General features: G+C 69.9%; 21 protein-coding genes. 12 read left to right on the top strand and 9 right to left on the bottom strand.

Features of this window, described 5'->3' with window-relative positions; genetic code table 11:
- The first annotated feature begins 39 nt into the window (after window positions 1–39).
- Genes lplAB through ACFXQA_RS12795 form a run of 3 tightly spaced genes read left to right on the top strand, consistent with a single transcriptional unit; the run spans window position 40 to window position 3,054 of the window.
- Window positions 40–1,089 carry a lipoate-protein ligase LplAB gene (gene lplAB, locus ACFXQA_RS12785; protein WP_394520254.1) on the top strand — a complete coding sequence of 350 codons (1,050 nt, stop codon included), beginning with the start codon at window positions 40–42 and terminating at the stop codon, window positions 1,087–1,089.
- On the top strand, window positions 1,068–2,063 hold the full coding sequence (locus ACFXQA_RS12790) for a DNA-methyltransferase (RefSeq protein ID WP_394520255.1): 996 nt from the start codon (window positions 1,068–1,070) through the stop codon (window positions 2,061–2,063). Before lplAB ends, ACFXQA_RS12790 begins: the two co-directional genes overlap by 22 nt.
- 4 nt (window positions 2,064–2,067) lie before the next feature.
- Window positions 2,068–3,054 carry an LLM class F420-dependent oxidoreductase gene (locus ACFXQA_RS12795; RefSeq protein WP_394520256.1) on the top strand — a complete coding sequence of 329 codons (987 nt, stop codon included), beginning with the start codon at window positions 2,068–2,070 and terminating at the stop codon, window positions 3,052–3,054.
- 46 nt (window positions 3,055–3,100) lie between these two features.
- Here ACFXQA_RS12795 and ACFXQA_RS12800 read toward each other — a convergent pair whose 3' ends face one another.
- Both ACFXQA_RS12800 and ACFXQA_RS12805 read right to left on the bottom strand, forming a co-directional pair.
- On the bottom strand, window positions 3,101–3,943 hold the full coding sequence (locus tag ACFXQA_RS12800) for an NAD-dependent epimerase/dehydratase family protein (protein ID WP_394520257.1): 843 nt from the start codon (window positions 3,941–3,943) through the stop codon (window positions 3,101–3,103).
- 39 nt (window positions 3,944–3,982) lie between these two features.
- Window positions 3,983–4,789 carry an SDR family NAD(P)-dependent oxidoreductase gene (locus ACFXQA_RS12805; RefSeq protein ID WP_394520258.1) on the bottom strand — a complete coding sequence of 269 codons (807 nt, stop codon included), beginning with the start codon at window positions 4,787–4,789 and terminating at the stop codon, window positions 3,983–3,985.
- A 55-nt stretch (window positions 4,790–4,844) separates the two neighbouring features.
- Here ACFXQA_RS12805 and ACFXQA_RS12810 point away from each other — a divergent pair, with 55 nt between their 5' ends.
- On the top strand, window positions 4,845–5,411 hold the full coding sequence (locus ACFXQA_RS12810) for a TetR family transcriptional regulator (RefSeq protein WP_394520259.1): 567 nt from the start codon (window positions 4,845–4,847) through the stop codon (window positions 5,409–5,411).
- Between the two features lie 10 nt (window positions 5,412–5,421).
- Here the strand turns inward: ACFXQA_RS12810 and ACFXQA_RS12815 are convergent, their stop codons facing one another.
- On the bottom strand, window positions 5,422–5,844 hold the full coding sequence (locus tag ACFXQA_RS12815) for a DUF7882 family protein (protein WP_394520260.1): 423 nt from the start codon (window positions 5,842–5,844) through the stop codon (window positions 5,422–5,424).
- A gap of 167 nt (window positions 5,845–6,011) precedes the next feature.
- On the opposite strand from ACFXQA_RS12815, the gene ACFXQA_RS12820 reads away from it, so the two are divergent.
- The 3 genes from ACFXQA_RS12820 (at window position 6,012) to ACFXQA_RS12830 (ending at window position 8,637) form a co-directional block, all read left to right on the top strand.
- Entirely contained in the window at window positions 6,012–7,106 is a 1,095-nt protein-coding gene (locus ACFXQA_RS12820) for a fatty acid desaturase family protein (protein ID WP_394520261.1), read from the top strand.
- A gap of 93 nt (window positions 7,107–7,199) precedes the next feature.
- A complete protein-coding gene (locus ACFXQA_RS12825) occupies window positions 7,200–7,904 on the top strand; it encodes a GAF and ANTAR domain-containing protein (RefSeq protein ID WP_394520262.1) in 705 nt (234 codons plus the stop codon).
- 25 nt (window positions 7,905–7,929) lie between these two features.
- Window positions 7,930–8,637, top strand: coding sequence for an ANTAR domain-containing protein (locus tag ACFXQA_RS12830; protein ID WP_394520263.1), 708 nt, complete (start codon window positions 7,930–7,932; stop codon window positions 8,635–8,637).
- Window positions 8,638–8,658: 21 nt separating this feature from the next.
- Here the strand turns inward: ACFXQA_RS12830 and galK are convergent, their stop codons facing one another.
- On the bottom strand, window positions 8,659–9,825 hold the full coding sequence (galK, locus tag ACFXQA_RS12835) for a galactokinase (protein WP_394520264.1): 1,167 nt from the start codon (window positions 9,823–9,825) through the stop codon (window positions 8,659–8,661).
- Complete coding sequence (gene galT / locus ACFXQA_RS12840; protein WP_394520279.1) at window positions 9,822–10,991, bottom strand: galactose-1-phosphate uridylyltransferase; 1,170 nt, start codon at window positions 10,989–10,991, stop codon at window positions 9,822–9,824. The genes galK and galT overlap by 4 nt, the downstream gene beginning before the upstream one ends.
- Before the next feature lie 74 nt (window positions 10,992–11,065).
- Here galT and ACFXQA_RS12845 point away from each other — a divergent pair, with 74 nt between their 5' ends.
- A complete protein-coding gene (locus ACFXQA_RS12845) occupies window positions 11,066–12,031 on the top strand; it encodes a LacI family DNA-binding transcriptional regulator (RefSeq protein ID WP_394520265.1) in 966 nt (321 codons plus the stop codon).
- Between the two features lie 102 nt (window positions 12,032–12,133).
- Window positions 12,134–13,174, top strand: coding sequence for an NAD(P)-dependent alcohol dehydrogenase (locus ACFXQA_RS12850; RefSeq protein ID WP_394520266.1), 1,041 nt, complete (start codon window positions 12,134–12,136; stop codon window positions 13,172–13,174).
- Between the two features lie 254 nt (window positions 13,175–13,428).
- On the opposite strand, the gene pgm is transcribed toward ACFXQA_RS12850, so the two are convergent.
- Window positions 13,429–15,075: a phosphoglucomutase (alpha-D-glucose-1,6-bisphosphate-dependent) gene (gene pgm / locus ACFXQA_RS12855; protein WP_394520267.1), complete on the bottom strand. Its 1,647-nt coding sequence runs from the start codon at window positions 15,073–15,075 to the stop codon at window positions 13,429–13,431.
- A 114-nt stretch (window positions 15,076–15,189) separates the two neighbouring features.
- On the opposite strand from pgm, the gene ACFXQA_RS12860 reads away from it, so the two are divergent.
- Window positions 15,190–15,837 (top strand): LuxR C-terminal-related transcriptional regulator, encoded by a 648-nt coding sequence (locus ACFXQA_RS12860; RefSeq protein ID WP_394520268.1) that lies wholly within the window; start codon window positions 15,190–15,192, stop codon window positions 15,835–15,837.
- Between the two features lie 6 nt (window positions 15,838–15,843).
- Window positions 15,844–18,003, top strand: a complete 2,160-nt coding sequence (locus ACFXQA_RS12865) for an ATP-binding protein (protein ID WP_394520269.1) — start codon at window positions 15,844–15,846, stop codon at window positions 18,001–18,003.
- Here ACFXQA_RS12865 and ACFXQA_RS12870 read toward each other — a convergent pair.
- A complete protein-coding gene (locus ACFXQA_RS12870; protein WP_394520270.1) occupies window positions 17,970–19,499 on the bottom strand; it encodes a chitinase in 1,530 nt (509 codons plus the stop codon). The two genes, ACFXQA_RS12865 and ACFXQA_RS12870, sit on opposite strands and share 34 nt — an antisense overlap.
- Window positions 19,496–21,616, bottom strand: coding sequence for a glycosyltransferase family 2 protein (locus ACFXQA_RS12875; RefSeq protein ID WP_394520271.1), 2,121 nt, complete (start codon window positions 21,614–21,616; stop codon window positions 19,496–19,498). The genes ACFXQA_RS12870 and ACFXQA_RS12875 overlap by 4 nt, the downstream gene beginning before the upstream one ends.
- A gap of 398 nt (window positions 21,617–22,014) precedes the next feature.
- Here ACFXQA_RS12875 and pheA point away from each other — a divergent pair, with 398 nt between their 5' ends.
- Complete coding sequence (gene pheA / locus ACFXQA_RS12880) at window positions 22,015–22,977, top strand: prephenate dehydratase (protein ID WP_394520280.1); 963 nt, start codon at window positions 22,015–22,017, stop codon at window positions 22,975–22,977.
- Window positions 22,978–23,051: 74 nt separating this feature from the next.
- Here pheA and ACFXQA_RS12885 read toward each other — a convergent pair whose 3' ends face one another.
- Window positions 23,052–24,116 (bottom strand): LLM class flavin-dependent oxidoreductase, encoded by a 1,065-nt coding sequence (locus ACFXQA_RS12885; RefSeq protein WP_394520272.1) that lies wholly within the window; start codon window positions 24,114–24,116, stop codon window positions 23,052–23,054.
- Between the last annotated feature and the right edge of the window lie 34 nt (window positions 24,117–24,150).

A 24,150-nucleotide genomic window follows, 5' to 3' on the forward strand; every position in this document is an offset into this window, starting at 1 on the left:
GCCCCGCCGCAGAGCGCGCCACCGCCGTAGGCTTTCCTCATGCACGGCGAATACAAGGTGCCCGGCGGAAAGCTCGTCGTGGTCGACCTCGAGAATGTGAACGGCCGGATCTCGGGGTTCCACCTCGCGGGCGACTTCTTCCTCGAGCCCGACATGGCGCTCGACGACATCGACGCGGCCGTCAACGGCCTGGCCGTCGAATCCGACGTTCCGACGATCGCCGCGGCCATCCGTGCCGCCCTCCCCGAGGGGGCGCAGCTGCTGGGGTTCACGCCCGAGTCCGTCGCCACCGCCGTGCGGCGCGCGCTCATCACGGCGCCGGGGTGGAAGGACTTCGAGTGGGAGGTGCTGCACGAGGAGCCGGTGTCGCCCCGCATGAACCTCGCCCTCGACGAGGTGCTCACGACCCGGGTGGGCGACGGTCGCCGCCGACCGACCCTGCGCCTGTGGGAGTGGGATGAGAGCGCCGTGGTCATCGGGTCGTTCCAGTCGTACCGCAACGAGGTCGACCCGGAGGGGGCGGCCCGCCACGGGTTCGACGTGGTGCGGCGCATCTCGGGCGGCGGCGCCATGATGATGGCCGCGAACTCTATCGTCACGTACTCGCTCTACGTGCCCGCGTCCCTCGTCGCGGGCATGACGTTCGCCGACTCCTACGCGTTCCTCGACGACTGGGTGCTGCAGGCACTGCGCTCGCTCGGGATCGACGCGACCTACCAGCCGCTGAACGACATCGCCGGCCCGCACGGCAAGATCGGCGGAGCCGCGCAGAAGCGGCTCGCGAACGGCGGCGTGCTGCACCACGCGACGCTGAGCTACGACATGGACGGCCAGACGCTGACCGAGGTGCTGCGGATCGGCCGAGAGAAGCTCAGCGACAAGGGAACCGTCTCGGCGGCGAAGCGGGTCGATCCGCTCCGCAGCCAGACGGGTCTGGCGCGAGCGGAGATCATCGACCGTTTCATCTCGACGTTCTCTACCCTCTACGGCGCCGTACCCGGACGCATCACCGAAGAGGAGTACGCCGAGGCAGAGGCTCTCGTCGCGACGAAGTTCTCGAGCGACGCGTGGCTGCACCGGGTGCCGTGACGCCCGGCCCCGCCGCCGGATCGGTGCAGATCGTCGCGGGCGACAATCTCGCCGCCGCGGCGACGCTCCCCGACGGCGCGTTCACGCTGGTCTACCTCGACCCGCCCTTCAACACCGGCCGCACGCGCGAGCGCTCGGTCGAGACCGCCCGCACCGCGGCCGCACTAACTCAGGATGAAAGCGCCGAAGACATCGCCGCACCCGCGGAAATCCGCGTCCAAGCCGGGGTCGCCGCAGCATCCAGCCTGAGTACGGTTGCGGGCGCCGCCGAGACGGTCGTCTGGCGGGGGTTCCACGGGCGCGAGTACGAGCGGCTGCGCGGAGACCTCCGGGCCTACGACGACCGGTTCGACGATTACTGGGGCTTCCTCGAGCCGCGACTGGCCGAGGCGTGGCGGCTGCTCGCCGATGACGGCACGCTGTACCTGCACCTGGACTACCGCGAGGCGCACTACGCGAAGGTGCTGATGGACGCCTTGTTCGGGCGCGAGAGATTTCTGAACGAGCTCATCTGGGCCTACGACTACGGGGCGAAATCGCGCCGGCGTTGGCCGACGAAGCACGACACGATCCTCGTCTACGTGAAGAACCCGCAGCGGTACTTCTTCGACTCGGAGTCGGTCGACCGCGAGCCGTACATGGCGCCGGGGTTGGTCACCGCCGAGAAGGCGGCCCGCGGAAAGCTCCCCACCGACGTCTGGTGGCACACGATCGTCCCCACGGCCGGGCGCGAGAAGACGGGGTACCCCACGCAGAAACCCGAGGGGGTGCTGCGGCGGATCGTTCAGGCGTCGAGTCGTCCCGGTGATCGGGTGCTCGATCTGTTCGCCGGGAGCGGCACCACGGGCGCGGTCGCCGCGGCCCTCGGTCGCCACGCCGTTCTCGTCGACGACAACCCCGCGGCGATCGCGGTCATGAGAGCGCGGATGCCGGGCGCGGCCGTGGTCGAAGTCGCGGGTGCCCCCGTAGCCTGAGCCCATGCGATTCGGACTCTTCATTCCCCAAGGCTGGCGCTTCGACCTCGTCGACATCGCCCCGGCCGACCACTGGCGCGTCATGGCCTCCCTCGCCCAAGACGCCGACGAAGGCCCGTGGGAGTCGCTGTGGGTCTACGACCACTTCCACACCACTCCCGTGCCCAGCGAAGAGGCGACGCACGAGGCCTGGACGCTCATGTCGGCCTTCGCGGCCTCGACGGATCGCATCCGGCTCGGCCAGATGTGCACGTGCATGGGCTACCGCAACCCCGCCTACCTCGCGAAGGTCGCCGCGACCGTCGACCTGATCTCGGGTGGACGCGCCGAGATGGGTATCGGCGGTGGCTGGTACGAGCACGAGTGGCGCGCCTACGGTTACGGCTTCCCGCCGATCGCCGAACGCCTCGGGCGGCTCCGCGAGGGCGTCGAGATCATGCACCAGGCGTGGACGACGGGGTCTGCGACGCTCGAGGGCAAGTATTACCAGGTCGACGGTGCGATCGTGCGTCCGCTCCCGCTTCAAGAGGGGGGCATCCCGCTGTGGATCGCCGGCGGCGGCGAGAAGGTCACGCTCAAGATCGCGGCGAAGTACGCCTCGTACACGAACTTCGGCAGCTCGATCGAGGAGTTCGCTCACAAGTCCGAGGTGCTCCGCGGGCACACCGATGCCATCGGACGCGACTTCGACGAGATCACCCGGTCGACGAACTTCAACACCATCGTCGCCGAGACCGAGGCAGAAGCATCCGACCGTCTGAAAGCGGTCATCGCGCGCCTGACTCCCCACGTCGGCGAAGAGCGGGCAGCGCAGATGGAGCGCGACTACCGCGAGTCGCCCGCTTTCGGCACCCCCGAGCAGATCATCGAGCGCCTGACCGAGCGGGCCGAGGCCGGCCTCGGTTACGCGCTGCACTACTTCCCGGAGGCGGCGTACGACCGCTCGGGCGTCGACCTGTTCGAGCGCGTGGTCGTTCCCGCGCTCAGCTGACCACGATGCAGGGTCCCGGCCGCGAAGCGTCCGGGACCCCGCCGTGTCAGCGCTCGTCGCGCCAGGAGTGCTGCGGGGAGTAGCCGAGCAGCCGTCGAGCCTTGTCGATCGACAGCAGGGTGTCGTGATCGCCGAACTCGCCGCGCAGCGGCACGTCGGGGAAGACCTCGGCGATGAGCTCCGCGTTCGGACGCGTCATCACCGTGTCGGCCGCCGCGATGATGAAACGGTCGAAACCGGCGGGTGCCACATCGAGCGCGCGCTCGATCGCGTGGGCGCCGTCGCGCGCGTCGATGTAGCCCCAGAGGTTCCACTTGCGCGCCCTCGCGTCATCGTCGAAGGGGAACGCGGCGTAGTCGTCGGGAACCATGACGTTGGAGAACCGCAGAGCGGTGATCGACAGTGCCGGGTTCCAGCGCACGAGTTCGATCGCCAGCTGCTCTTCCAGGTGCTTCACGAGCGAGTAGACCGATTCCGGTCGCGCCGGGTAGTCCTCGTCGACGGGGATGTAGGGCGGCGGTACGTCGAAGGGCAGGCCGAGCACCGTCTCGCTGGACGCGTACACGATCCGCGTGATGCCGAGCCGGACGGCCGCCCAGAACACGTTGAACGTGGCCGCGATGTTGTTGTGGAAGGTGGCGACGTCCGAGCGGACTCCGGGTGCCGGGATCGCGCCGAGATGCACGACCGCGTCGACGCCGTCGTGCTGGTCGCCCACGCCGCCGAGCGCGTCGATCACCTGCCCGTAGTCGGTGAGGTCGACCTGCACGAAGCCGGGGCCACGGGTGCCGACCACGTCGAGGCCGATCACCTCGTGTCCGTGGTCGCGTAGCTCGCGGGCTACGACCGTGCCGAGTTTTCCGGATGATCCCGTCAGTGCGATGCGCATGTCATCTAGCGTCGCATGCGCATCGCGCGACGGGGTCGCTCAGGCGGCAGACCAGCCGCCGTCGCTGGCCAGGATGGCGCCGTTGACGTTCACGCCGTCGTCGCTCAGCAAGAAGGTGATGGATGCTGCGAGCGCGTCCGCCTCGACCGGGGTCGGGAGCAGGGCCATCGCCCGCTGCACACGCTCGGCGCCCAGGGGTGAGCCGAAGGTCGCCTGGATGTTCGTGATGACGGGTCCGGGCGCGACCGCGTTGACGCGCAGGCCGGCCGGTCCGTACATGAACGCCGTGCTCTTCGTGAGCCCGACGACCGCGTGCTTCGACGCCGTGTAGGCGGCGCCCGCCGCAGAACCGCGGAGGGCGGCTTCCGAGGCGGTGTTGACGATGGACCCGCGGCCCGCGGTCAGCATGACGGGGATGGCGGCGCGCATCAGCTTCATCGTGCCGTCGACGTTGACCCGGAACACCCGCTGCCAGACGGCGTCGCTCATCTCGGCCACCGGGGTCATGTCGTCCATGATCCCGGCGATGTTCGCAAGCCCGTCGATGACGTCGCCGGCGGTGGCGATGATGCGCGCGACCGCCTCGTCGTCGGTGATGTCGGCGACGAGTGCCTCGATGTCGGCGCCGGAGTGCGCGGCGACGAACTCGTCGAGCCGCTCCTGCGAGACGTCCACCGCGATGACGCGACCGCCCTCGCGGGCGATGCGCGACGCGGTGGCGCGGCCGATGCCGGAGCCCGCGCCCGTCACGATGACGGTCTTTCCAGCGAAGCGCCCGTGGTCGAGGCGTTCCGTCCACGCCGGGGTGGCGCCGGGAGCGGGGGTGGGGGATTGTGCGTCAGACATCTCATTCTTCCTTCGATAGCTACCGGACTGTTCTGTCCGGTTATAGGCTACCCCCGTGTCGCAGCCGCAGGGAAGAGCCGGTAAGGCCAATCGCGGGCCCGCCGCGGGTCCGGAGAACCGCCGCGCGTTGATCGACGCCGCGCGCGCGATCTTCCAGGAGCAGGGGCTGGGTGCACCGTTGAGCGCGGTGGCGCGGCGGGCGGGCGTAGGGCAGGGAAGCCTTTATCGCCATTTCCCCGATCGGCTCGCGCTCGCGTCCGCGGTCTTCGAAGAGAACGTCGCCGACCTGGAGCGGTTCGCCCAGCCCCCCGACGTCACGTTGGAAGGCCTCTTCGATCAAATCGTCGCGCAGGCGTTGGAGTCCAGCGCCTTCATCGAGTTGACGACGGCCAACCGTCACGATCCGAACGTCTTACACCTGGGTGACCGCTTTCGGGGGGTCGTGGTGCGCCTGCTCGAACGAGAACGTGCTGCGGGCCACGTCGGAGAGCACGTCGAGGTCGAAGACGTGCTCCTGGCGACCGGCATGCTCGCGACCGAACTCGCGAGAACCGATGCCGGCGATCGCGAGGCGGTCGCGGCACGCATCCGTGGTCTCGTGCGACGCGCTCTCGCGCCCTGACCGCCGCGGTTCAGGCCAGAATGCGGAGATCCGAGCGGGCGACGGCCAGCTCGTCGGCAGGCTCCGAAACGGCGTAAAGCCCTGTGGGGGAGTTGGCCGTGTGGGTCAAGGCCTCGAGCCACGGCCGACTGATCGCCGGCTGCCGGCTGCCGTGGAACTTGAACCGCAACCCGGCGCCGGGGTGGACCCAGACCGCCGTCCGGCCCGAACCCAGGCTGACGTCTTCTTTCCAGGTGAAGAAGAAACTCTCCGAGCGCCGCAGTTTCGTGCCGATGACGATTTGCAGATGAGCGAGCAGACGATCATCGATCTCGGTCTTGGTGATGTTGTCGTACATGAAGTACCCCACGATGACCTCCCGGTCAGGATTGACGCGCGTATGGACGAGGCGTCGACCAGGGTCTGGGGCAACTACGACCGACGCTACAGGCATGCGACCCATCTCACAATCGCCCCGGCCGCGGCCCACGAGTCGGGCCGATGAACTCTTCGCCACGGGGTTGCCCGCGCGCGGGCGGCGTCGTACGGTCAGCACAAGTTGCCCCAGACCCCGGTCGACTCCACCGTCTACACGCGCGAACGCGCACGACTGGAGCAGTCATGGGCACTATCGGAAACGCCCCCGCGGTCGAACGGCGTGCCGTGCGGGTCAGGGCCTCCGGCACGAGCGATTTCACCGAGCTCGCGGCCCGCATCCAGGGTGCCGGGCTCATGAGGCGTCGATACGGGTACTACTGGACGAAGCTGCTCCTCGTGCCCGTCGTGCTGACGGCGGCGATCGCCGTCTTCGTGCGGATCGGCGACAGCTGGTGGCAGCTCCTCATGGCCGCGGCCTTCGCGGTGATCTTCACTCAGATCGCCTTCCTCGGCCACGACGCCGCACACCGGCAGATTTTCGTCTCAGGACGCTGGAACGACTGGACGAGCCTGATCATCGGCGATCTTTTCGTCGGCATGAGCTACGGGTGGTGGCGTCACAAACACACGCGTCACCACGCCAACCCGAACAAGATGGGCGCCGATCCCGACATCGAGCTGCCCGTCATCACGGTCACCGCCGAGCAGGCGGCGCGTCACCGTCTGCCCGTGATGAGGTGGCTGATCAGCCACCAGGGCGCCTTCTTCTTTCCCATCCTCCTCCTCGAGGGCATCTCGCTCCACGTGACAGGTATCGCCCGCGTGCTCCATCGCGACCCCGTCGACCGGCGGTGGTTCGAGATCTTCTTCCTCGTGGTGCGGATCGGGGGGTTCATCGCGCTCGTCTTCGCGGTGCTGTCGCCCGGGATCGCCGCTGTGTTCCTCGCCGTCCAACTCGGCCTGTTCGGTCTTTACATGGGTGCGTCTTTCGCCCCCAATCACAAGGGCATGCCGGTGGTTCCGGCAACGCTGAAGCTGGATTTCCTGCGACGGCAGGTGCTGATGAGTCGCAATGTCCGGGGCGGCCGGTTCATCGATACGGCTCTCGGCGGACTCAACTACCAGATCGAGCACCACCTCTTCCCCTCGATGCCCCGACCTCACCTTCGCCATGCCGCCCCGATCGTGCGGGCGTACTGCCGCCGTCTCGGCATTCCGTACACCGAGACCGGCCTTCTCGCCTCGTACGGAATCGTGGTGCGCTACATCAACCGCGTCGGACTCGGTGAGCGCGATCCGTTCGACTGCCCCCTCGTCGCGCAGAGGCGCGCGTCGTGACCGCCGGAGTCGATACGCAGCATTCACTGATAGCCTCGCGCTTACGGCACCCAGACCAAGCGCCTAGTCATTCGACAGGGCAGGCGGAATTTGATGGTTTTTTCAGTGCCGGGCGACGATCGCTCTTCTTTCACGCGGGCTCTCACGCTGCTCACCGCGGCTGGTCGGAACGGTGACCTCTGCGGTCCGTTCGTCGAGGCCGTCGGCGTGACCGGAGCATCGATCTCGACCCTCGGGCGGCCCCTCGGCAGCGAAACCGTCTGCGCCAGCACCGACCTCGCCGCGCGGATCGACGAGATTCAGATCGATCTGGGCGAGGGGCCTTCGTGGGATGCGCTGCGGATGCGGCGCCCCGTGCTCGAATCCGACGTGCAACGCCGCGGCGGCGCGAACTGGCCGCTCGCCCGAGAAGCGTTCCGCGCGCTCGACTTCGGCGGTCTCTACGCATTTCCGCTCTTCGTCGGAGATCTGAACGTCGGGTCGGTCGGTCTGTACTCGGACTCGCCGCGTCGGCTGACGCAGCGGGCCGTCGACGATGCGACGGTCTTGGCCGAGATCACGTCGCGTCACCTTCTTCGCCGGGCCCTCGACGACGTCGACAACGTCGACGACGGCATCGCCGACGGCCCCCACTCGCGCCGCGAAATGCATCAGGCATCGGGCATGGTCGCAGCCCAGCTCTCCATCGGCGTCGACGATGCGCTGCTCGTGTTGCGCGGCCGGGCGTTCGCCTCGGGGCGAACCGTGACCGAGATCGCCGCCGAGGTCGTCTCCCGACGATTGTCCTTCGAAAAATGAGACGTCTCGCGTCTTACACTCAACTATGAGCACCCGAGAAGATCAGCTGTTGAAGACAGTGTCGACGCTGGCCGACTCGCTCGTCGACGATTTCGACATCGTCGACCTCCTCCAGCTCCTCGTCGAAGAAAGCGCGCGCATCTTCGATGCGACAGCGGCCGGAATCCTGCTCGTCAGTCCGGCCGGAGTGCTCGAGGTGATCGCCTCGACCAGCGAGCGCAGCGAGTTCGTCGGACTGATGCAATTGCGCGCCGGTGAAGGCCCCTGTGTCGAAGCGATTCAGACGGGTCGTGTCGTCTCCGTGGAGAATCTGGGCAACATCACCGACCGCTGGCCCCACTTCTCCGCCGATGCCCTGCGGTCGGGTTTCTCGTCGATCCACGCGATCCCGATGCGACTGCGCGACTCGGTGATCGGGTCGCTGAATCTGTTCCGCGATCGCGTCGGCGAACTCAACGAGACCGACGCGGCCGCGGCCAAGACCCTCGCCGATATCGCGACGATCAGCATCCTGCAGCAGCGTCTCGTGAAGGAGTCGGTCGTCGCGCAGGGGCAGCTGCAGCGCGCCCTCGACAGCCGCGTCGTCATCGAGCAGGCCAAGGGCTATATCGCTCAGAGCCACGACGTCGACATGGAGGCCGCGTTCACCCTCATTCGCGCGCACGCCCGTTCGACCCAGGCCCGCCTGAGTACGGTCGCCGCCGATATCACCGCGGGCCGACTCACGCTGTAACGGCCCCCGCTCGAGAAGGGGTCAGGCGTCGCGCCGAGCCCCCGCCGAAGCCGTGACGGTGAAGGTGTGCGGTGCGCGGAATCCGGATGCGGCGAACGCGCGCTCGACGGCCGTCGAAGCATCAGCGATCCGGTCCTTCGGGATAAGAGCGATGGCGGCTCCACCGAAGCCTCCGCCGGTCATCCGTGCCCCGAGAGCACCGGCGGAGAGAGCCGTCTCGACGGCGAGGTCGAGTTCGGCGACCGAGATCTCGAAGTCGTCGCGCATCGATGCGTGCGACGCCGTGAGGAGGTCGCCGATGGCGCGGGGTCCTTCGCTGCGCAGCGCGGCGACGGTGTCGAGCACGCGTTGGTTCTCGGTCACGATGTGACGGACGCGCCGGAACGTCTCGTCGTCGAGCACGGTCCGTGCCCGGTCGAGGTCGGTCACCGAGACGTCGCGCAGGGACGAGACGCCGAGGGCGGCGGCGCCGGCCTCGCACGATGCGCGGCGCTCGCGGTACCCGCCCGAGGCGTGCGCGTGCGAGACCAGCGTGTCGATCACGAGCACCTCGAGCCCCGCGGCAGCGAAGCCGAGGTCGATCGACGCCGTTTCGAGCGTGCGGCAGTCGAGGAAGGTCGCGGCGTCCGGCCGGCCGAGCATCGACGCCATCTGATCCATGATGCCGGTGGGCGCACCGACCGCGTCGTTCTCGGCGATGCGGCCGACGCGGGCGAGGGCCACACGATCCAGGCCCGCCGCCCAGACGTCGTTGAGAGCGGAGGCGACGGCGCTTTCGATCGCTGCCGACGACGAGAGTCCTGCACCGATCGGCACGTCCGACGAGATCGCGATGTCGACCCCGCGGGCGACCCCTTCGGGTGCCGCGGCGCGCAACGCCCAGGCGACGCCGAGGGGGTACGCCGCCCAGTCGAGTGACCGCGCGGCGATGACGCCGTCGAGGTCGGCGAGCGAGACCTCGACGACGTCGTCGGAGAACGTGCTGCCGACCCGGACGACGTCATCGTCGCGGAGCGCCACGGCGGCGGCGGTTCGGTGGCCGATCGCGAAGGGCAGGACGAACCCCTCGTTGTAGTCGGTGTGCTCGCCGATCAGGTTGACACGGCCGGGCGCCGACCAGGTGCCCTCCGGGGCGCGATCGGTCAGAGTGCCGAGCAACGTCAGAGCGGCGGCGGTGGAGTCTGTCATTCGGATACCTCGGGAACGGATGCGATGGCCGCACGGATGCGTTCGGCCTGGGATTCGGGTGTGACGTCGGCGATCCACGCGCCCATCGCCGACTCGGAGCCCGCGAGGAACTTGAGCTTGTCGGCGGCGCGGCGGGGCGAGGTCAGCTGCAGGTGGAGGCGGATGCCGTCGCGGCCGACCCGCACCGGGGCCTGATGCCAGGCGGCGATGTAGGGGGTCGGAGTGTCGTAGAGGGCGTCGATGCCACGCAGAAGCCGCAGGTAGAGCGGGGCGAGCTCGTCGCGCTCGGCGTCGTCGGTCGCCGCGAGATCGGGGATGTGACGGTGGGGGAGCAGGTGCACCTCGATGGGCCAGCGCGCCGCGAACGGGACGAAGGCCGTCCAGTGCTCGCCGCGCAGCACCACGCGCTCCGATGCCTGCTCCGACTCGAGGATCTGCGCGAAGAGGTCGGTGCCCACGCGCTCGACGGCGTCGAGCTGCCGACGGGTGCGGGGAGTGACGTAGGGATAGGAGTAGATCTGGCCGTGCGGATGCTTGAGGGTCACGCCGATCTGCTCGCCGCGGTTCTCGAAGGGGAAGACCTGCTCGATGCCCGGGAGCGCAGACAGCGCGGCGGTGCGGTCGGCCCAGGCCTCGATGACCGTCCGCGCCCGGGTGACGCCGAGCGTGCCGAACGACCCCTCGTGCTCGGGGCTGAAGCAGACGACCTCGCACCGCCCGATCGACGTTCGGCTGCGGCCGAGGCCGAGTTCGACGAGGTCGTCGTCGCCGGACGGCGCATCCGCACCGGCCGGGGCATCGCCCGTCGCGGCCGCGAGCGCGGGACCGAACGACGGCGACTTGTTCTCGAACACGGCGACGTCGTAGCGCGAGGGAATCTCCGACGGGTTGGTCGGCGTCTGCGGGGCGAGCGGGTCGAGGTTCGCCGGGGGGAGGAAGGCGCGGTTCTGCCGCGCGGAGGCGATCGAGATCCAGTCGCCGGTGAGCACGTCTTGGCGCATGCTCGCGGTCGCCGGGCGGGGGTCGAGGGTGCGCTCGTCGACGAGTCGCATGCTCTCGAGCGCCGTGTCGGGATCGTCGAAGTAGATCAGTTCGCGGCCGTCGGCGAGGCGGGTCGGTCGCTTGACGACGCCCGCGCCCAGGGGAGTACCGGGGAGCTCGGTGATGTTCACGATAACACGCTAGCTGGCGCGCGTGATATCGTCAACATCGAACGGGGGTCGTCATGTCGCGGGTGTCGATGGCAGACGTCGCCGAGCGCGCGGGCGTCTCGGCGCAGACGGTCTCGCGGGTCGTCAACGGGAGCCCTCGGGTCGATCCTTCGACACGCGCCAGGGTCGAAGCCGCCATGACCGCGCTCGGCTACCGCATGCACCGTGCGGCACGGACCCTCCGAACAGGTAGATCGCGCACCATGGGACTCGTGGTGTCGACACTCGACTCGGTGGGCAACTCGCGGATGCTGCAGGCGATCGCCGAGATCGCGGCCGCCGACGACTATGCGCTGACGGTCGCCACGGCCCGCGGCGAGCGCGATGTCGTTACCGCGTTCGAGCGCTTTCGCGACGAAGGCGTCGACGGGGCGATCGTCCTCAACGAGGCGACCCCGCTCACGCGAGACGCGGCGGTGCCCGCGGGAATGCGTCTGGTGGCCGTCGACTCGGCCGCCGACGACCGCTTCGCCATCGTGCAGACCGACCACGCCGCGGGGGCCGCGACCGCGACGCGGCACCTGCTCGACCTCGGACACGACACCGTGCATCATCTCGCGGGCCCCGCCGGGTCGTTCGCCGCGGCGGAGCGCGAGCGGGGCTGGCGCGAGACGCTCGCCGGTGCCCAGTTCACCGTGCCGCCGCTGGTCCGCGGCGACTGGACCTCGCATTCCGGACACCGCGCCGCGGCCGGGCTCCTCGCGGCCACGGCCGTCTTCGTGGCGAACGATCAGATGGCGTTGGGGGTGCTGCGGGCTTTCGCCGATGCCGGGCGGCGCGTGCCCGAAGACGTCGCGGTGGTCGGGTTCGACGACATCGTCGACGCGGCGGAGTTCCGCCCGCCGCTGACCACCGTCCGCCAAGACTTCGACGAGCTCGCGGCGCGCGCCGTCGCCACACTCATCGCGCTCATCGAGGGCGAACAGCCCGACCCCGTGGTGTCGCTGCCACCGCGCCTCGTGATGCGCGAGAGCACGCGCTCGCTGTCTCGGTGACCCCGACGCGACGAGAGCGCGACGACTCCGGGCGTTCGCGCAAGCACCGCCGACCTTTCTCGAGCGGCGGGTACGCTCGGACACCCACACCCGGAGGAGACCATGAACACCGTTCGCGCCTACGCCGCAGCATCCGCCACCGCCCCGATCGAGCCCACGACCATCGAACGCCGCGAGGTCGGGCCCCGCGACGTGCTCATCGACATCGCCTACGCCGGCATCTGCCACTCCGACATCCACACGATCCGCGGCGAGTGGGGTGAGGTCGCGTACCCCCTGACCGTCGGTCACGAAATCGTCGGCACGGTCGCCGAGGTCGGGTCGGATGTCACGCGCCACGCCGTGGGCGACCGTGTCGGCGTCGGCTGCATGGTGAACTCCTGCCGCGAGTGCGAGAACTGCCTGGCCGGTGAAGAGCAGTACTGCCTCAAGGGCAACGTCGGCACCTACGGCAACGTCGACCGCGATGGGTCGATCACCCAGGGCGGCTACTCCGAGAAGGTCGTCGTCGACGAAGACTTCGTGCTGCGCGTGCCCGAGTCGATCCCCTACGAGAAGGCGGCCCCGCTCCTGTGCGCCGGCATCACGACCTACTCGCCGCTGCACCACTGGAATGCCGGCCCCGGCAAGAAGGTCGCCATCGTCGGCCTCGGCGGTCTCGGACACATGGCCGTCAAGATCGCCCACGCCATGGGCGCCGAGGTGACCGTGCTGTCGCAGAGCCTCCGCAAGAAAGACGACGGTCTCGCGATGGGAGCCGACCACTACTACGCCACCAGCGACCCCGAGACGTTCGAGAAGCTCAAGAACAGCCTCGACCTCATCGTCAATACCGTCAGCGCGCCGCTCGACCTCAAGCAGTACCTCGGACTGCTCGCGCTCGACGGCACGATGGTCAACGTCGGTGCCCCGCCGGAGCCGCTCCCGATCCAGGTGTTCACGCTGTTCTCGAACCGCCGGTCGTTCGCGGGTTCGAGCATCGGCGGCATCCGCGAGACGCAGGAGATGCTCGACTTCTGCGCCGAGCACGACATCGCGCCCGAGGTCGAGCTCATCGACGCCTCGCAGATCAACGAGGCGTACGAGCGGGTTCTGGCGAGCGACGTGCGCTACCGCTTCGTGATCGACGCGGCCACGATCTGACCCCACGAGAAACGCGATTCGCGCCGGGATGCCCGTGGGGGTCTCGGCGCGCCGCGCATATGTCCTCCGCCCCTTCGCTGGGCGGAGGGCATATGCCCGGCGGCGGGTGCAACCCCGCTACTTCTGTCCTCCCCCGGCGGTATCCCCTCCGCTCGGCGGAGGGACGCCGGCTGGGCACGCCGCAGTGGTTTCGGCGAGGCGACGCGAGCGGATGCTGAGGGGTCGGGGAAGCTGCGTGCGCGGATGCTGCGGGGTCACGCTCCGGAGAGAGCCTCGGACACGACGGCGCGGGCCTGTTCCTGCACTTCGCGGAGGTGCCCCTCGCCGCGGAGCGACTCTGCGTAGAGCTTGTAGACGTCTTCGGTGCCGGAGGGGCGGGCCGCGAACCAGGCGTCTTCGGTCTGCACCTTGAGGCCGCCGATCGGCGCGCCGTTGCCCGGCGCCTGCGAGAGCTTCGCGGTGATGGGCTCGCCGGCGAGTTCGGTCGCGGTCACCGCGTCGGGCGACAGCTTCGCCAGAGCGGCCTTCTGCGCGGGCGTGGCCGGGGCGTCGACCCGCTGGTAGGCCGAGACGCCGTACGTGTCGGTCAGTTCCGCGTAGCGCTGCGAGGGCGTCTTGCCGGTGACGGCCAGGATCTCGGCGGCGAGCAGCGCGAGCAGGATGCCGTCTTTGTCGGTCGTCCAGACGGTGCCGTCGGTGCGCAGGAACGACGCGCCGGCCGACTCCTCGCCACCGAAGGCGACGGAGCCGTCGAGGAGGCCCGGAACGAACCACTTGAACCCGACCGGCACCTCGAGCAGCGTGCGCCCGAGGGAGGCGGCGACCTTGTCGATGATCATCGACGAGACCAGGGTCTTGCCCACCGCAGCATCCGCCGGCCATCCGGGTCGGTGCGCGAACAGGTAGTCGATCGCGACGGCGAGGTAGTGGTTGGGGTTCATCAGTCCCGCGTCGGGGGTGACGATGCCGTGGCGGTCGGCGTCGGCGTCGTTGCCCGTCAGGATGTCGTATTCGTCGCGACGGGCGACGAGCGAGGCCATGGCCGACGGCGACGACGGATCCATGCGGATCTTCTCGTCCCAGTCGAGCGTCATGAAGCGCCAGGTCGGGTCGACGTCGGGGTTCACCACGGTGAGGTCGAGGCCGTAGTGCTCGGCGATCAGCTGCCAGTACTCGACCGACGCGCCGCCGAGCGGGTCGGCGCCGATGCGGACACCGGCGCGCTTGATCGCGTCGATGTCGATGATTCCTTCGAGGTCGCGCACGTACGCCTCGCGGAAGTCGTACTCGCCGAGCGCGTCGCCGTCGATGTCGGCGTAGCGGGTGCGCTGCACACCCTCGAGGCCCGCGGCGATGAGTTCGTTCGCACGGTCGGCGATCCAGCTCGTCGCGTCGGTGTCGGCGGGGCCGCCGTGCGGGGGGTTGTACTTGAAGCCGCCGTCGCGCGGCGGGTTGTGGCTCGGGGTGACGACGATGCCGTCGCCGCGCGAGGGGTCGAACGCGTCTTTGCCGCGGTTGTGGTTCAGGATCGCCAGGCTCAGCGCCGGTGTCGGAACCCAGGAGTCGCGCGCATCGATGCGCACGTCGACGCCGTTCGCGACGAGTACCTCGATCGCGCTCCGCTCGGCGGGCAGCGACAGCCCGTGGGTGTCGCGGCCGAGGAACAGCGGGCCGTGGATCTCTTGTGCGGCCCGGTAATCGACGATCGCCTGCGTGGTGGCGAGGATGTGGTTCTCGTTGAAGCTCGTCGACAGCGACGAGCCGCGGTGGCCGCTGGTGCCGAAGGCGACCCGCTGCGCGGCGATCGTCACGTCGGGCTTGCGGTCGTAGTAGGCCGAGATCAGTTCATCGATGTCGATGAGATCGGATGCTTCGGCGAGATGTCCTGCGCGACTGCTCATTGCAACAGTCTGCCCGCTGACGCGAGGTTGCGGCAGACGTTTGACACGGAAGTCCCGGTTTCGGTGGTCGACGGCTCCGTCACGCGGGGGCGGGGTTAGGCCATACTCGGACGAATGGGGCAGGGGGCACGCGTCGCGATCGTCGATGACCACGAATTGGTGGGGTTGGCGATTCGCAGTCTCGTCGACCGGGCGCCCGGGCTGGAGTTCGCTCGCCACGAGCGGTCGGTGCCCGAGATGGTGCGTTCGGCGCTCGACGCGAACCTGGTTCTGCTCGACCTGAGCCTCCGCGACGACAGCACGCCGCACGAGAACGTCTCGGCGCTGCGCGCCTGGGGTGCGCACGTTCTCGTGCTCACCTCGGGCGAGAACCCCTTCCTCGTCCGCGAGGCCTCCCGGACCGATGCGCTCGGGGTCGCTCGCAAGTCTTCACCCGGGCAGGATCTGATCGCGGTGATCACCGCGGCCGCGGCGGGCGAGCACGTTCCCAGCACCGAGTGGGCTTCGGCGCTCGACTCCGACCCGATCCTCGAATCTGCTCCGCTCACCCGGCGGGAGCGCGAGGTGCTGTCGCTGTACGCGTCGGGCATGGGAGCGCGCGAGGTCGCGACCGCGCTGTTCGTCAGCGAGAACACCGTCAACGACCACCTCCGCCGCATTCGTTCGGTATACCGCCTCGTCGGACGCCCCGCGACGACCAAGGTGGATCTGTACCGTCGGGGAATCGAGGACGGATTCGTCCCGGTCCCGCGTCGCGGCTGACGGCCCATGACCGCGGGGCAGGCCGAACTCAGAACGCTGAGGCTGCTGATCGGCGCGGTGGCGATCTCGACGATCCTCTCGGCGCTCGTCGGCACCGTGGTCGCCGACCCGAGCGGCCGAGTGGCGCTGCCGCCATGGCATCCCGCGTTGACCGTCGCGGCGTACGGCCTTCTCGTCGTTGTCGGTGTCGCGGCTCCGTGGATGACGGCGCGGATGCTCCGGTTCGGTGCCGGAGCGGGTGTCGTCGTCTTCGCGGCGGCGCTGGTCGCCTTCGCGCCGGCCAGCGGGCTGCTCTCGGGCGGCACGAGCGCGGGTACCGTGCCGTGGGCGCTCACCGGCATCGGCGGTATCGCGCTCGCGGCGGTCGTCGCGGGCGGGGCACGCCTCGGCTGGGTCGTCATCGCCTCGTGGGCGGTCACGCTCGCGTCTTACCGTCTGCTCCTCGGCGGCTACACGCTCGGCGGGTTCGCCAACGACGCGCAGGCGCTCCTGTCGGCGGTGGCGCTGTGCGTCGTGGGCGGCACGGTGCTGCGGGCGGCTCGCGAACTCGACGAGGCGGTGGCCGGGGCAGAGGCCGCGGTCGAGCGGGAGGCGACGGAACGCGGCAGGCTCGCGGCTCGGGCGAAGGCCGCCGCGTTCATTCACGACGAGGTTCTCGCAGCGCTCCGCGGCGCGGCCGACGGCCTGCCGCTGACCGCCGATGCCGTGCGCCGGCAGGCACGCCGGGCGACGGGCATCGTCGACGACGGTGGGGGCGACGCCGATTGGCTCGAGAGCCTCCGGGAGGCGGCGGGCGGTGCCGGGGCGGCGTTCGATGCGACGGGCGTCCGAGACGCCGTCTTCGTCGACGACCAGGCGGCTCGCGCGCTCGTGAACGCTGCGCGGCAGGCGCTCGACAACAGCCTCCGGCACGCGGGGGAATGCCGCCGCTGGATCAGGGTCGCGGCCGACGGCGACGCCGTGCGCGTGGAGGTCGGTGACGACGGCGTGGGCTTCGACCCGGGGTCCGTCGCCGCGGACCGGCTCGGAATCGACGTGAGCATCGTCGGCACCATGGCTGCCGTCGAGGGAGGCACGGCGAGCCTCGAGACGGCGCGGGGCGAAGGGGTGGTCGTGCACCTCGCGTGGCAGGCGCCCGACGTGGGTTCGCACCTGGGCGACGTGCCCCGCGGCGCCCTGATGGTCGGAATGAGGGGCATCGCCGTTCTCTTCGTCGCGACCCAGGTGCTCGTCGCCGCTGCCGCCGCTGTCTGGGGTGGGTCGCCCGTGACTGCCGCGGCCGCACTCGCCGGCATCTTGTCAGCCGCCGAGATCGTTCGACGCGCCCCGGGGCAGCGGCTGTCGGTACGGCGTGCGGCAGCGACCACGACGGTGCTGGGAGTGGTCGTCGCCGCTGCTCTCCTCGCCACTCCCGCGCCGATCATGTACGGCACGGGATGGTTCTTGCCCGCGGCGGGGTTCGTGCTGGTCTTCGTAGCGCTGCGGGGGCGACCTTGGATCGCGGTGGCCGGGGCGGTCGCCCTGATCGGCGTGCTCGCGGTCGACGCCCTCGCGCGGGGAGGGGCACCGGTGCAACTGATGAGTGCCGCGGTGCGCACCGCGGTCGTGGTCGGGCTCGGGGCGACCGTATCGATCGTGCTGGTGCGGTTGCGGCGGTCGACGATCGCCGCAGCCGATCGAGCGCTGCAGTCGGCGCGGCGCCGAGCGTGGGGCGCGGCATCGCAGCGCGAACTCGACGCGCACGCGGTCGAGGTGGATCGCTTCGCGCGCCCGTTGCTGGAGCGGGTTGCGGATGGCGAGCTTCTCGACGAGGGCGGCCGGGCCCTCGCGCGGGCGATAGAGGGTCGGCTTCGTGACGGCTACCGAGGTGGCCGACTCCTCCGTGCGGCGACGGTCGATGCCGCCATGGCAGCGCGGCTGCGGGGCGTCGACGTGTTGTTGCTCGACGATGCGGGCGACGAGTCGTTCGACGAGTCGCACCTCGCCGCGGTGACGACCTGGATGGGGTCGCAGCTCGCGCTCGCCGAGCAGAGATTCGTCGGTCGGCTGCTGCCACCCGGTCGTGCCCATCAGGCGCAAGCGCTCGTGGACGGACGGGTGTCGGCGTTCGGCGAGTCAGAGCCCGACGCCCGTCACGGGGCCTCCAGCATCTTCCACGGCGAGTAGTCCCGATCCAGCACCGAGCGATCGGGGCTCTGGCCCCGCGACCACCAGCGCGCCTCGTACCCCGTGCCCTCCAACATGACCCGATCGCCCTGGTTGTAGAGGGTGTCGACGCCCCACTCGGGATACGTGCCGGGGGGCAGCTGGGGCAGGGTGAAGGGCAGGTCGGTCTCGAGAACCGGGCCGAGATAGGTCCACGCGGATGCGGACAGGTCGAGCGACGGGTCGTCGGGTCTGGGGCCGTCTTCGTTCCACCACTTCGACATGTAGACGGAGCCGTTCCAGACGATCTTCACGCCCGCCGAGTAATAGGTCATCGACGACCAGATCGGATACGGGCTGGTCTCGGGATCATCGGCGATGAGGGTCCGGGCAGGAACATCGTCGTCGCCGGTATAGCCGTCGGCGAGAAGATCGGCGAAGTTCACGCCGGCCTGCTCGACGCCGCTGCACTCGTTGGAGACGGCCGCCCTGTTGGCGTAGTTCGTGCCGCACGTGTGGTCGCGGTTCGTGGACCACATCGACAGCCGGGCCATTCCCTTCTCCGCAGCGAACGCGTTCAGCGCCCGGGCATCGTCGAGCGAGAAGACCTCGGTGGCCACGTCGTTGCGACCGATCATGGGCGTCGCGCCCATCATGCTCCAGACGCCGCCTGGCGGGAGCGCGACGTCGCGCTGGCGCCAGGCGGCAGTCAACTGGTCGGCGGTGGCCTGCAGGGCTCCCGCGTTCACGTCGGCGAGCGACCCGGGCGCTTGGAGACCGTAGTTCATCGTCATCACGTTGACGCCGGCGATCGAGACTCCCGCGTCGAGCATTCCGGTGACGAGCGCGATGCCCTCGGCGGTGAGCCCATCGGGGGCCACCGGCAGGGTGAGCCACACCGCGAGGGGCTTGCCGTCGTCGGCGCGCTCCCGCTGCAGCGCGGCGACGGCCGTCGCGCGCCGTGCGGCAGCCCCGGTATCGGAGAGTGTCCTGCCCTCGATATCGAGGTCGATCGTGTCGACGCCGTAACGATCGATCACATCGCGGTACACCTCGGTCAGATCGGCGACGGTCGAACAGGCCACGGCCAGTTCGGTGTTGATCGCGCCGCCGAACGACACGGCGACGGGGCGGCCCTCGCCGGTGAGTCTCGCAACCCGGCGGTCGAGTTCGAACAGGCTCGCGGCTTCGTCGAGTCCGTAGGCCTTGCCCCACGTGGGGGTGCAGTCGTCGGTACCGGCGGCGACGACGAACGAGAGGACGACGCCCCCCGGCGTCACGCCGAGGTTGCTGCGCGCCAGCTTCTCGCCGTCCTCGAGGGTGACGTCGTAATAGCCGGCGAACCAGCGGCCGTCCGTCGAGACTCCTGTCACGGCAGGCGAGAGGAAGGGCGAGGCCACCGCGCCCGCGGTGACCGCCAGGAGGGCCAGCGTTCCGGCGACACTCGTGATCGCCCGGACGGGAGAGAGCCTCCGCCCGGCGAAACGGGTTCCTCGCCGAGGCCGCGCTGCGTTCATCGCGCCACCGCCGCGGGTTCGAGGGCATCGTCGAGCACGCTCCGCCACGCCGGGAGCGCCGGCGCGATCGACACCGGACGGGTCGGCTCCGCAGCATCCACCCAGATCCACTCCAGCCAGCCGTTCCAGGCATCGGAGACCGCGAAACGCACACCGATCAGCCGAACCATGGCGCCGAGAACGCACAGGGACGTGAACGCGGCGAACGCGGTGGCCACCCACGCTCCCTCCGACGCGGCGCGCACGCCGATGACGGCGGCCCCGACACCGATCGCCAGCGGCGTCAGGATGTAGAGCGCCCCCGCCGGGGTGTGCGTCGGCACTTTGGGAGTGCGCGCGAACGCCGATTTACTGCCCGAGAGCGCCTGTGAGATCGAGCCGATCGTGCCGGCCAGGTTCACCGCGACGAGGAGGAGGTTGAGGCCGTAGATGCCGATGACGTCGGATCGCCGATAGCCGAGATAACGCAGATCGTGGGCCATCTCGACGAAGTACGGCAGGGCGATCAGCAGCAGGACGACGCTGACGAGCTCCCCGTCGAGCGGGAACACCGTCATGAGGACGAGGAGCCCCACGGTGACCCAGGCGATCGAGCCGAGATAGTTCGCGCGCAGCATCCGTTCGGCAAAGCTCACCGGATGTCCGCTCGCCTGTCGCTGGCGCACGAGCGCGTGCAGGCGAGCCAGGATCAGCAGGCCGCCGTTCGCCCACCGGCGGCGCTGGATGACGAGGGTGCCGAAGTCGGCGGGGCTCGTGCTGTAGCTCAGTCGCTCGGGGTAGTTCACGAGCGTCCAGCCGTGGCTGACGATGTCGATGCTCGACTCGGTGTCTTCGATCACCGTCACGCCCTGGATGAACCGGGTGACCTCGATGCCGTCTTCGACGGTGGTGGTGCGGAGGTCTTCGAGACTCGTCCGCCGGATGATCGCGTTGGCGCCCACCCAGAACGTCGCGGAGAACGCGGTGAGCCCCTGGTGCACGATGTGCTGGAGGTCGGTCGTCGCGCCGGCGAGGCGTTCGAGGCGGCTCTGCGCCCCGCGGTACGCGGAGTAGGGGGTCTGCATGACCGCGACGCGCTCGGCGCCGGGAGCGTGCATCCGGTAGACCAGGCGCAGCGCGTATTCGGGCAGCAGCATCGAGTCGGCGTCGAGAGTCAGAACGAAGTCGCACTCCGGTACGTCGACGATCTCGTAGCGTTCTTCCGCCGAACGCGTCGAGTCGGTGGCTCCGGCGATGCGCAGCCGGTGGCGCCCGCCGAGCAGACCCAGGTAGGCGTTGAGGTTCATCGCCTTCGTGGCCTCGTGCGAGAGCGACGAGAAGCGCTTGCGCTCGAAGACGTCGGTCTCGGCCGAGAAGATCCAGACCACCCGCTGGAGGAGCTGGGTGACGCGTGCCCGGTCGAGGGCGAAATCGGGGTCGTGCTGCGCCTCGCGAAGAGCGGCGGCCGAGGCTGCCAGGTCGTCGGCGAGCGCGCGCAGCACCTGATCGACGAAGAACTGCTCGATGTGCGTCGTGGTGGGTTCTGCCTCTGCCATGCGTCTCAGCCAGGCGGTGGCACGATCGTGCACCTCGGCGACGCGCGCCGCCGCCACGGCATCGTCGGTGGCGTCCGTCAGCTCGCCGAGTGCGTGCCGGGCCAGGTCGCGGATGGGCGCGAGGGCCTCGGCGATCTCGGCGGCGAGCTGGCGGGTGCGGTCGAGCCGCTCTCGTGTGGCCGGGTCGAGAGGGGTGGGCGGGTCATCGAGGAGCAGCACCACGCGCAGATGGGGGATCTCCTGGAGCGCGACCGACCACAGACCGAGGCGTACGAGGGCCGGGTCTTCGTCGTAGGAGGGAATGAGCGCGAGCACGCGCGTCGGGTTCTCGGCGAAGAAGCCGTCGATGTCGGCGCGACGATCTCGACGGTGGTTCGCGAAGCGGGGTAGCGCCCCCGCCCGCGCCAGGAGGTACATGCAGGCCGAGAACGTGAGCATCGTCACCGAGACGAGGAACAGGACGGTGCCGATGAGGTGCCAGGCGTCGGTCAGAGCCCCGCCGCGGGACAGCGTGATCACGACGGTCGTCATGTAGAGCAGCCAGAGCGCGACGCAGAGCACGGCAGCGAAACGGGCGCGCACGATGGTCGCGCCGGTCGGACGAGCGTGCAGGGGTCGCGGGGTGAGGTCCGGCCGCCGAGCGCGAAGCCTCGAGGCGGTGCGTGATCGCGGGCGTGGGGAACGTGTCATGCGGACGAGACCTTTCCGTCGTGCGCTCCCGGGGGATGCGGACGCGGGGTGAGCTGCGACCGTGCTCCTCGGGTAGGAGAGGCCGCGTCACATTGTCGACCCGGGTCGGCGCACGCATCCGGCACTCCGGCCACCACTTTCGGTGGTTCTGTGCCGATGCGCGGAGTCGCGATTCCCTAGCGTGGGGCGCGTCGCTTCGACGGCCCGAGTCCTCGCGGGCGCACTACCTCCCCGCAGCAATCCCGCTGCTCGCGCCCCGAGGGCTCGGTACCCCCGACGGGGCTAGGCTGATCGCCGTGATTCCCGAGACCGCGCCCACCCGCCGCACCTACAGCTATCTGGGCCCCGCGGGAACCTTTACGGAAGCGGCCCTCGCGCAGGTACCCGAGGCGCGCGACCAGCATTGGCGGGCGGTACGCAACGTCGGCGAGGCGCTCGCCGACGTCGTCGAGGGGCGGTCGGATGCGGCGATGATCGCGATCGAGAACTCGGTCGACGGCGGCGTCTCCACCGCGCAGGACGCCCTGGCCACGATGCCCGGCATCCGCATCGTCGGCGAGTATCTCGTGCCCGTGAACTTCATCCTCGTGGGGCGGCCCGGCACCGTGCTCGACGACGTGTCGGTCGTCGCCGCGCACCCCGTCGCGTATGCGCAGTGCCTGGGTTGGTTGACGAACGCCCTGCCCGCGCACGCCCACATCCCCGCGGCGAGCAACATCGCCAGCGCCCTGGGCATGCTCGACGGCACCAGCGACGCCGACGCCGCGATCGCCGCGCCCGGAATCATCGCTCACCACGACCTGGCGGTCCTCGCCGACAGCATCGGCGACAACCCGAACGCCGTGACCCGCTTCGTGCTGGTCAGCCGCACGGTCGCCCCCGCCCCGCCCACGGGCGCGGACAAGACTTCGCTGATCGTCGAACTGCCCGAGGATCACCCGGGCGCACTGCTCGAGCTGCTCGAGCAGTTCGCGACCCGCGGTATCAACCTCAGCCTTCTCGCCTCGCGCCCGATCGGCGACGCTCTGGGCCGGTACCGCTTCGTCATCGACGCGGACGGCCACGTGCACGACGAGCGCATGGCCGACGCACTGCTCGGCCTCCGCCGTTTCAGCCCGAAAGTGATCTTCCTGGGTTCCTACGCACGGGCCGATCGCGCCATCATCCGCTACCCCGACCGCTATTCCGACGATGTCTTCGTCGAAGCGCGGGACTGGCTGCGCAACCTCATCAGCGGCGAACTGAGCGCATAGCATCCGCCCCTCTGGGGTCCGGATGCTGCGCGGCGTCAGTCGGCGCTGTCAGGCGATGCTGTCAGGCCGCGACGTCAGGCCGCGACGGGAACCGAGACGGCGGAGGCGATGAGGTCGAGGGTCTGGGCGCGGCCGTCGGCCGAATCCAGGGGTTCGGCGTCGTAGGCCCCGGCGATCGGCGAGAGCATGATCTCGTCGACCCCGTGACGGGCGGCGAAGGTGGTGAGTTCCGACGCGACGGAATCACCCGTTCCGACGAACCAGGTCGCCCGGGTCTGCGTCATGAGCGAGTCGGCCATGCCGTCGAACGGGTGGGCGAGCGACTGCTCGACGCTCTCGAGCGGTACGAGGGGCATGTTCGAACGCAGGCGCGCCATCATGCGCAGCTGCGGCAGCGCGCGGGCCTCGGCCTCTTCGACGGTGGCCGCGGCGACCGCGTTGACCGTGAGGAAGGTGCGGGGCGCGGCGAGGGTCGCGCTCGGCTGGAACGCGGTGCGGTAGAGGTCGAGCGCGCGTTCGAGACCCTGGCCCGAGAAATGGTTCGCGAACACGTAGGGCAACCCGAGCGCGGCGGCGAGTTGCGCCGAGTAGTCGCTCGATCCGAGCAGCCACACCTCGGGGGCCCCGTCGGCGGCGGGGGTGGCGTGCACGGTGTACTCGCCGCCCGAGCTGAAGCGCACGGTCGCCCCCTCGGGGGAGGTGAGCGAGAGGATGTCGCGGATGTGGTCGGGGAAGCGCTCGACATCGCTCGTTGTGCCCGAGCGGAAGAGCAGCTGCGTGATGACGGGGTCGGAGCCCGGTGCGCGCCCGATGCCGAGGTCGATGCGACCCGGCGCGACGGCCTCGAGCGCAGCGAACTGCTCGGCCACCACGAGCGGGGAGTGGTTCGGCAGCATGACGCCGCCCGAGCCCAGTCGGATGCGAGACGTGCGACCGGCCGCGGCGGCGATGAGCACCGGCGGCGTCGTGGACGCGACGGCGGGCATGTTGTGGTGCTCGGCGAACCAGTAACGGCGGTAGCCGAGCGCCTCGGCGCGGGCCACGAGATCGAGCGAGGCCGAGACGGCGTGCGCGCTCGTCTGGCCGGCCCGAACCGGAATGAGGTCGAGAACGGAGAGGGCGAGCGGCTGAGTAGTCATCGCGGAGTGCAACGGCGGAGGGGGCACCCGCATT

Origin of the sequence: Microbacterium shimangi (genome assembly GCF_043556445.1) — a bacterium.
Taxonomy (GTDB): domain Bacteria; phylum Actinomycetota; class Actinomycetes; order Actinomycetales; family Microbacteriaceae; genus Microbacterium.

Bases quoted from the DNA above. Each gene is read 5' to 3' on its own strand.
- lplAB (WP_394520254.1), top strand. From the start codon at position 40: ATGCACGGCGAATACAAGGTGCCCGGCGGAAAGCTCGTCGTGGTCGAC.
- ACFXQA_RS12795 (WP_394520256.1), top strand. From the start codon at position 2,068: ATGCGATTCGGACTCTTCATTCCCCAAGGCTGGCGCTTCGACCTCGTC.
- ACFXQA_RS12800 (WP_394520257.1), bottom strand. From the start codon at position 3,943: ATGCGCATCGCACTGACGGGATCATCCGGAAAACTCGGCACGGTCGTA.
- ACFXQA_RS12805 (WP_394520258.1), bottom strand. From the start codon at position 4,789: ATGTCTGACGCACAATCCCCCACCCCCGCTCCCGGCGCCACCCCGGCG.
- ACFXQA_RS12815 (WP_394520260.1), bottom strand. From the start codon at position 5,844: ATGCCTGTAGCGTCGGTCGTAGTTGCCCCAGACCCTGGTCGACGCCTC.
- ACFXQA_RS12820 (WP_394520261.1), top strand. From the start codon at position 6,012: ATGGGCACTATCGGAAACGCCCCCGCGGTCGAACGGCGTGCCGTGCGG.
- ACFXQA_RS12825 (WP_394520262.1), top strand. From the start codon at position 7,200: ATGGTTTTTTCAGTGCCGGGCGACGATCGCTCTTCTTTCACGCGGGCT.
- ACFXQA_RS12830 (WP_394520263.1), top strand. From the start codon at position 7,930: ATGAGCACCCGAGAAGATCAGCTGTTGAAGACAGTGTCGACGCTGGCC.
- galK (WP_394520264.1), bottom strand. From the start codon at position 9,825: ATGACAGACTCCACCGCCGCCGCTCTGACGTTGCTCGGCACTCTGACC.
- ACFXQA_RS12845 (WP_394520265.1), top strand. From the start codon at position 11,066: ATGGCAGACGTCGCCGAGCGCGCGGGCGTCTCGGCGCAGACGGTCTCG.
- ACFXQA_RS12850 (WP_394520266.1), top strand. From the start codon at position 12,134: ATGAACACCGTTCGCGCCTACGCCGCAGCATCCGCCACCGCCCCGATC.
- pgm (WP_394520267.1), bottom strand. From the start codon at position 15,075: ATGAGCAGTCGCGCAGGACATCTCGCCGAAGCATCCGATCTCATCGAC.
- ACFXQA_RS12860 (WP_394520268.1), top strand. From the start codon at position 15,190: ATGGGGCAGGGGGCACGCGTCGCGATCGTCGATGACCACGAATTGGTG.
- ACFXQA_RS12865 (WP_394520269.1), top strand. From the start codon at position 15,844: ATGACCGCGGGGCAGGCCGAACTCAGAACGCTGAGGCTGCTGATCGGC.
- ACFXQA_RS12870 (WP_394520270.1), bottom strand. From the start codon at position 19,499: ATGAACGCAGCGCGGCCTCGGCGAGGAACCCGTTTCGCCGGGCGGAGG.
- ACFXQA_RS12885 (WP_394520272.1), bottom strand. From the start codon at position 24,116: ATGACTACTCAGCCGCTCGCCCTCTCCGTTCTCGACCTCATTCCGGTT.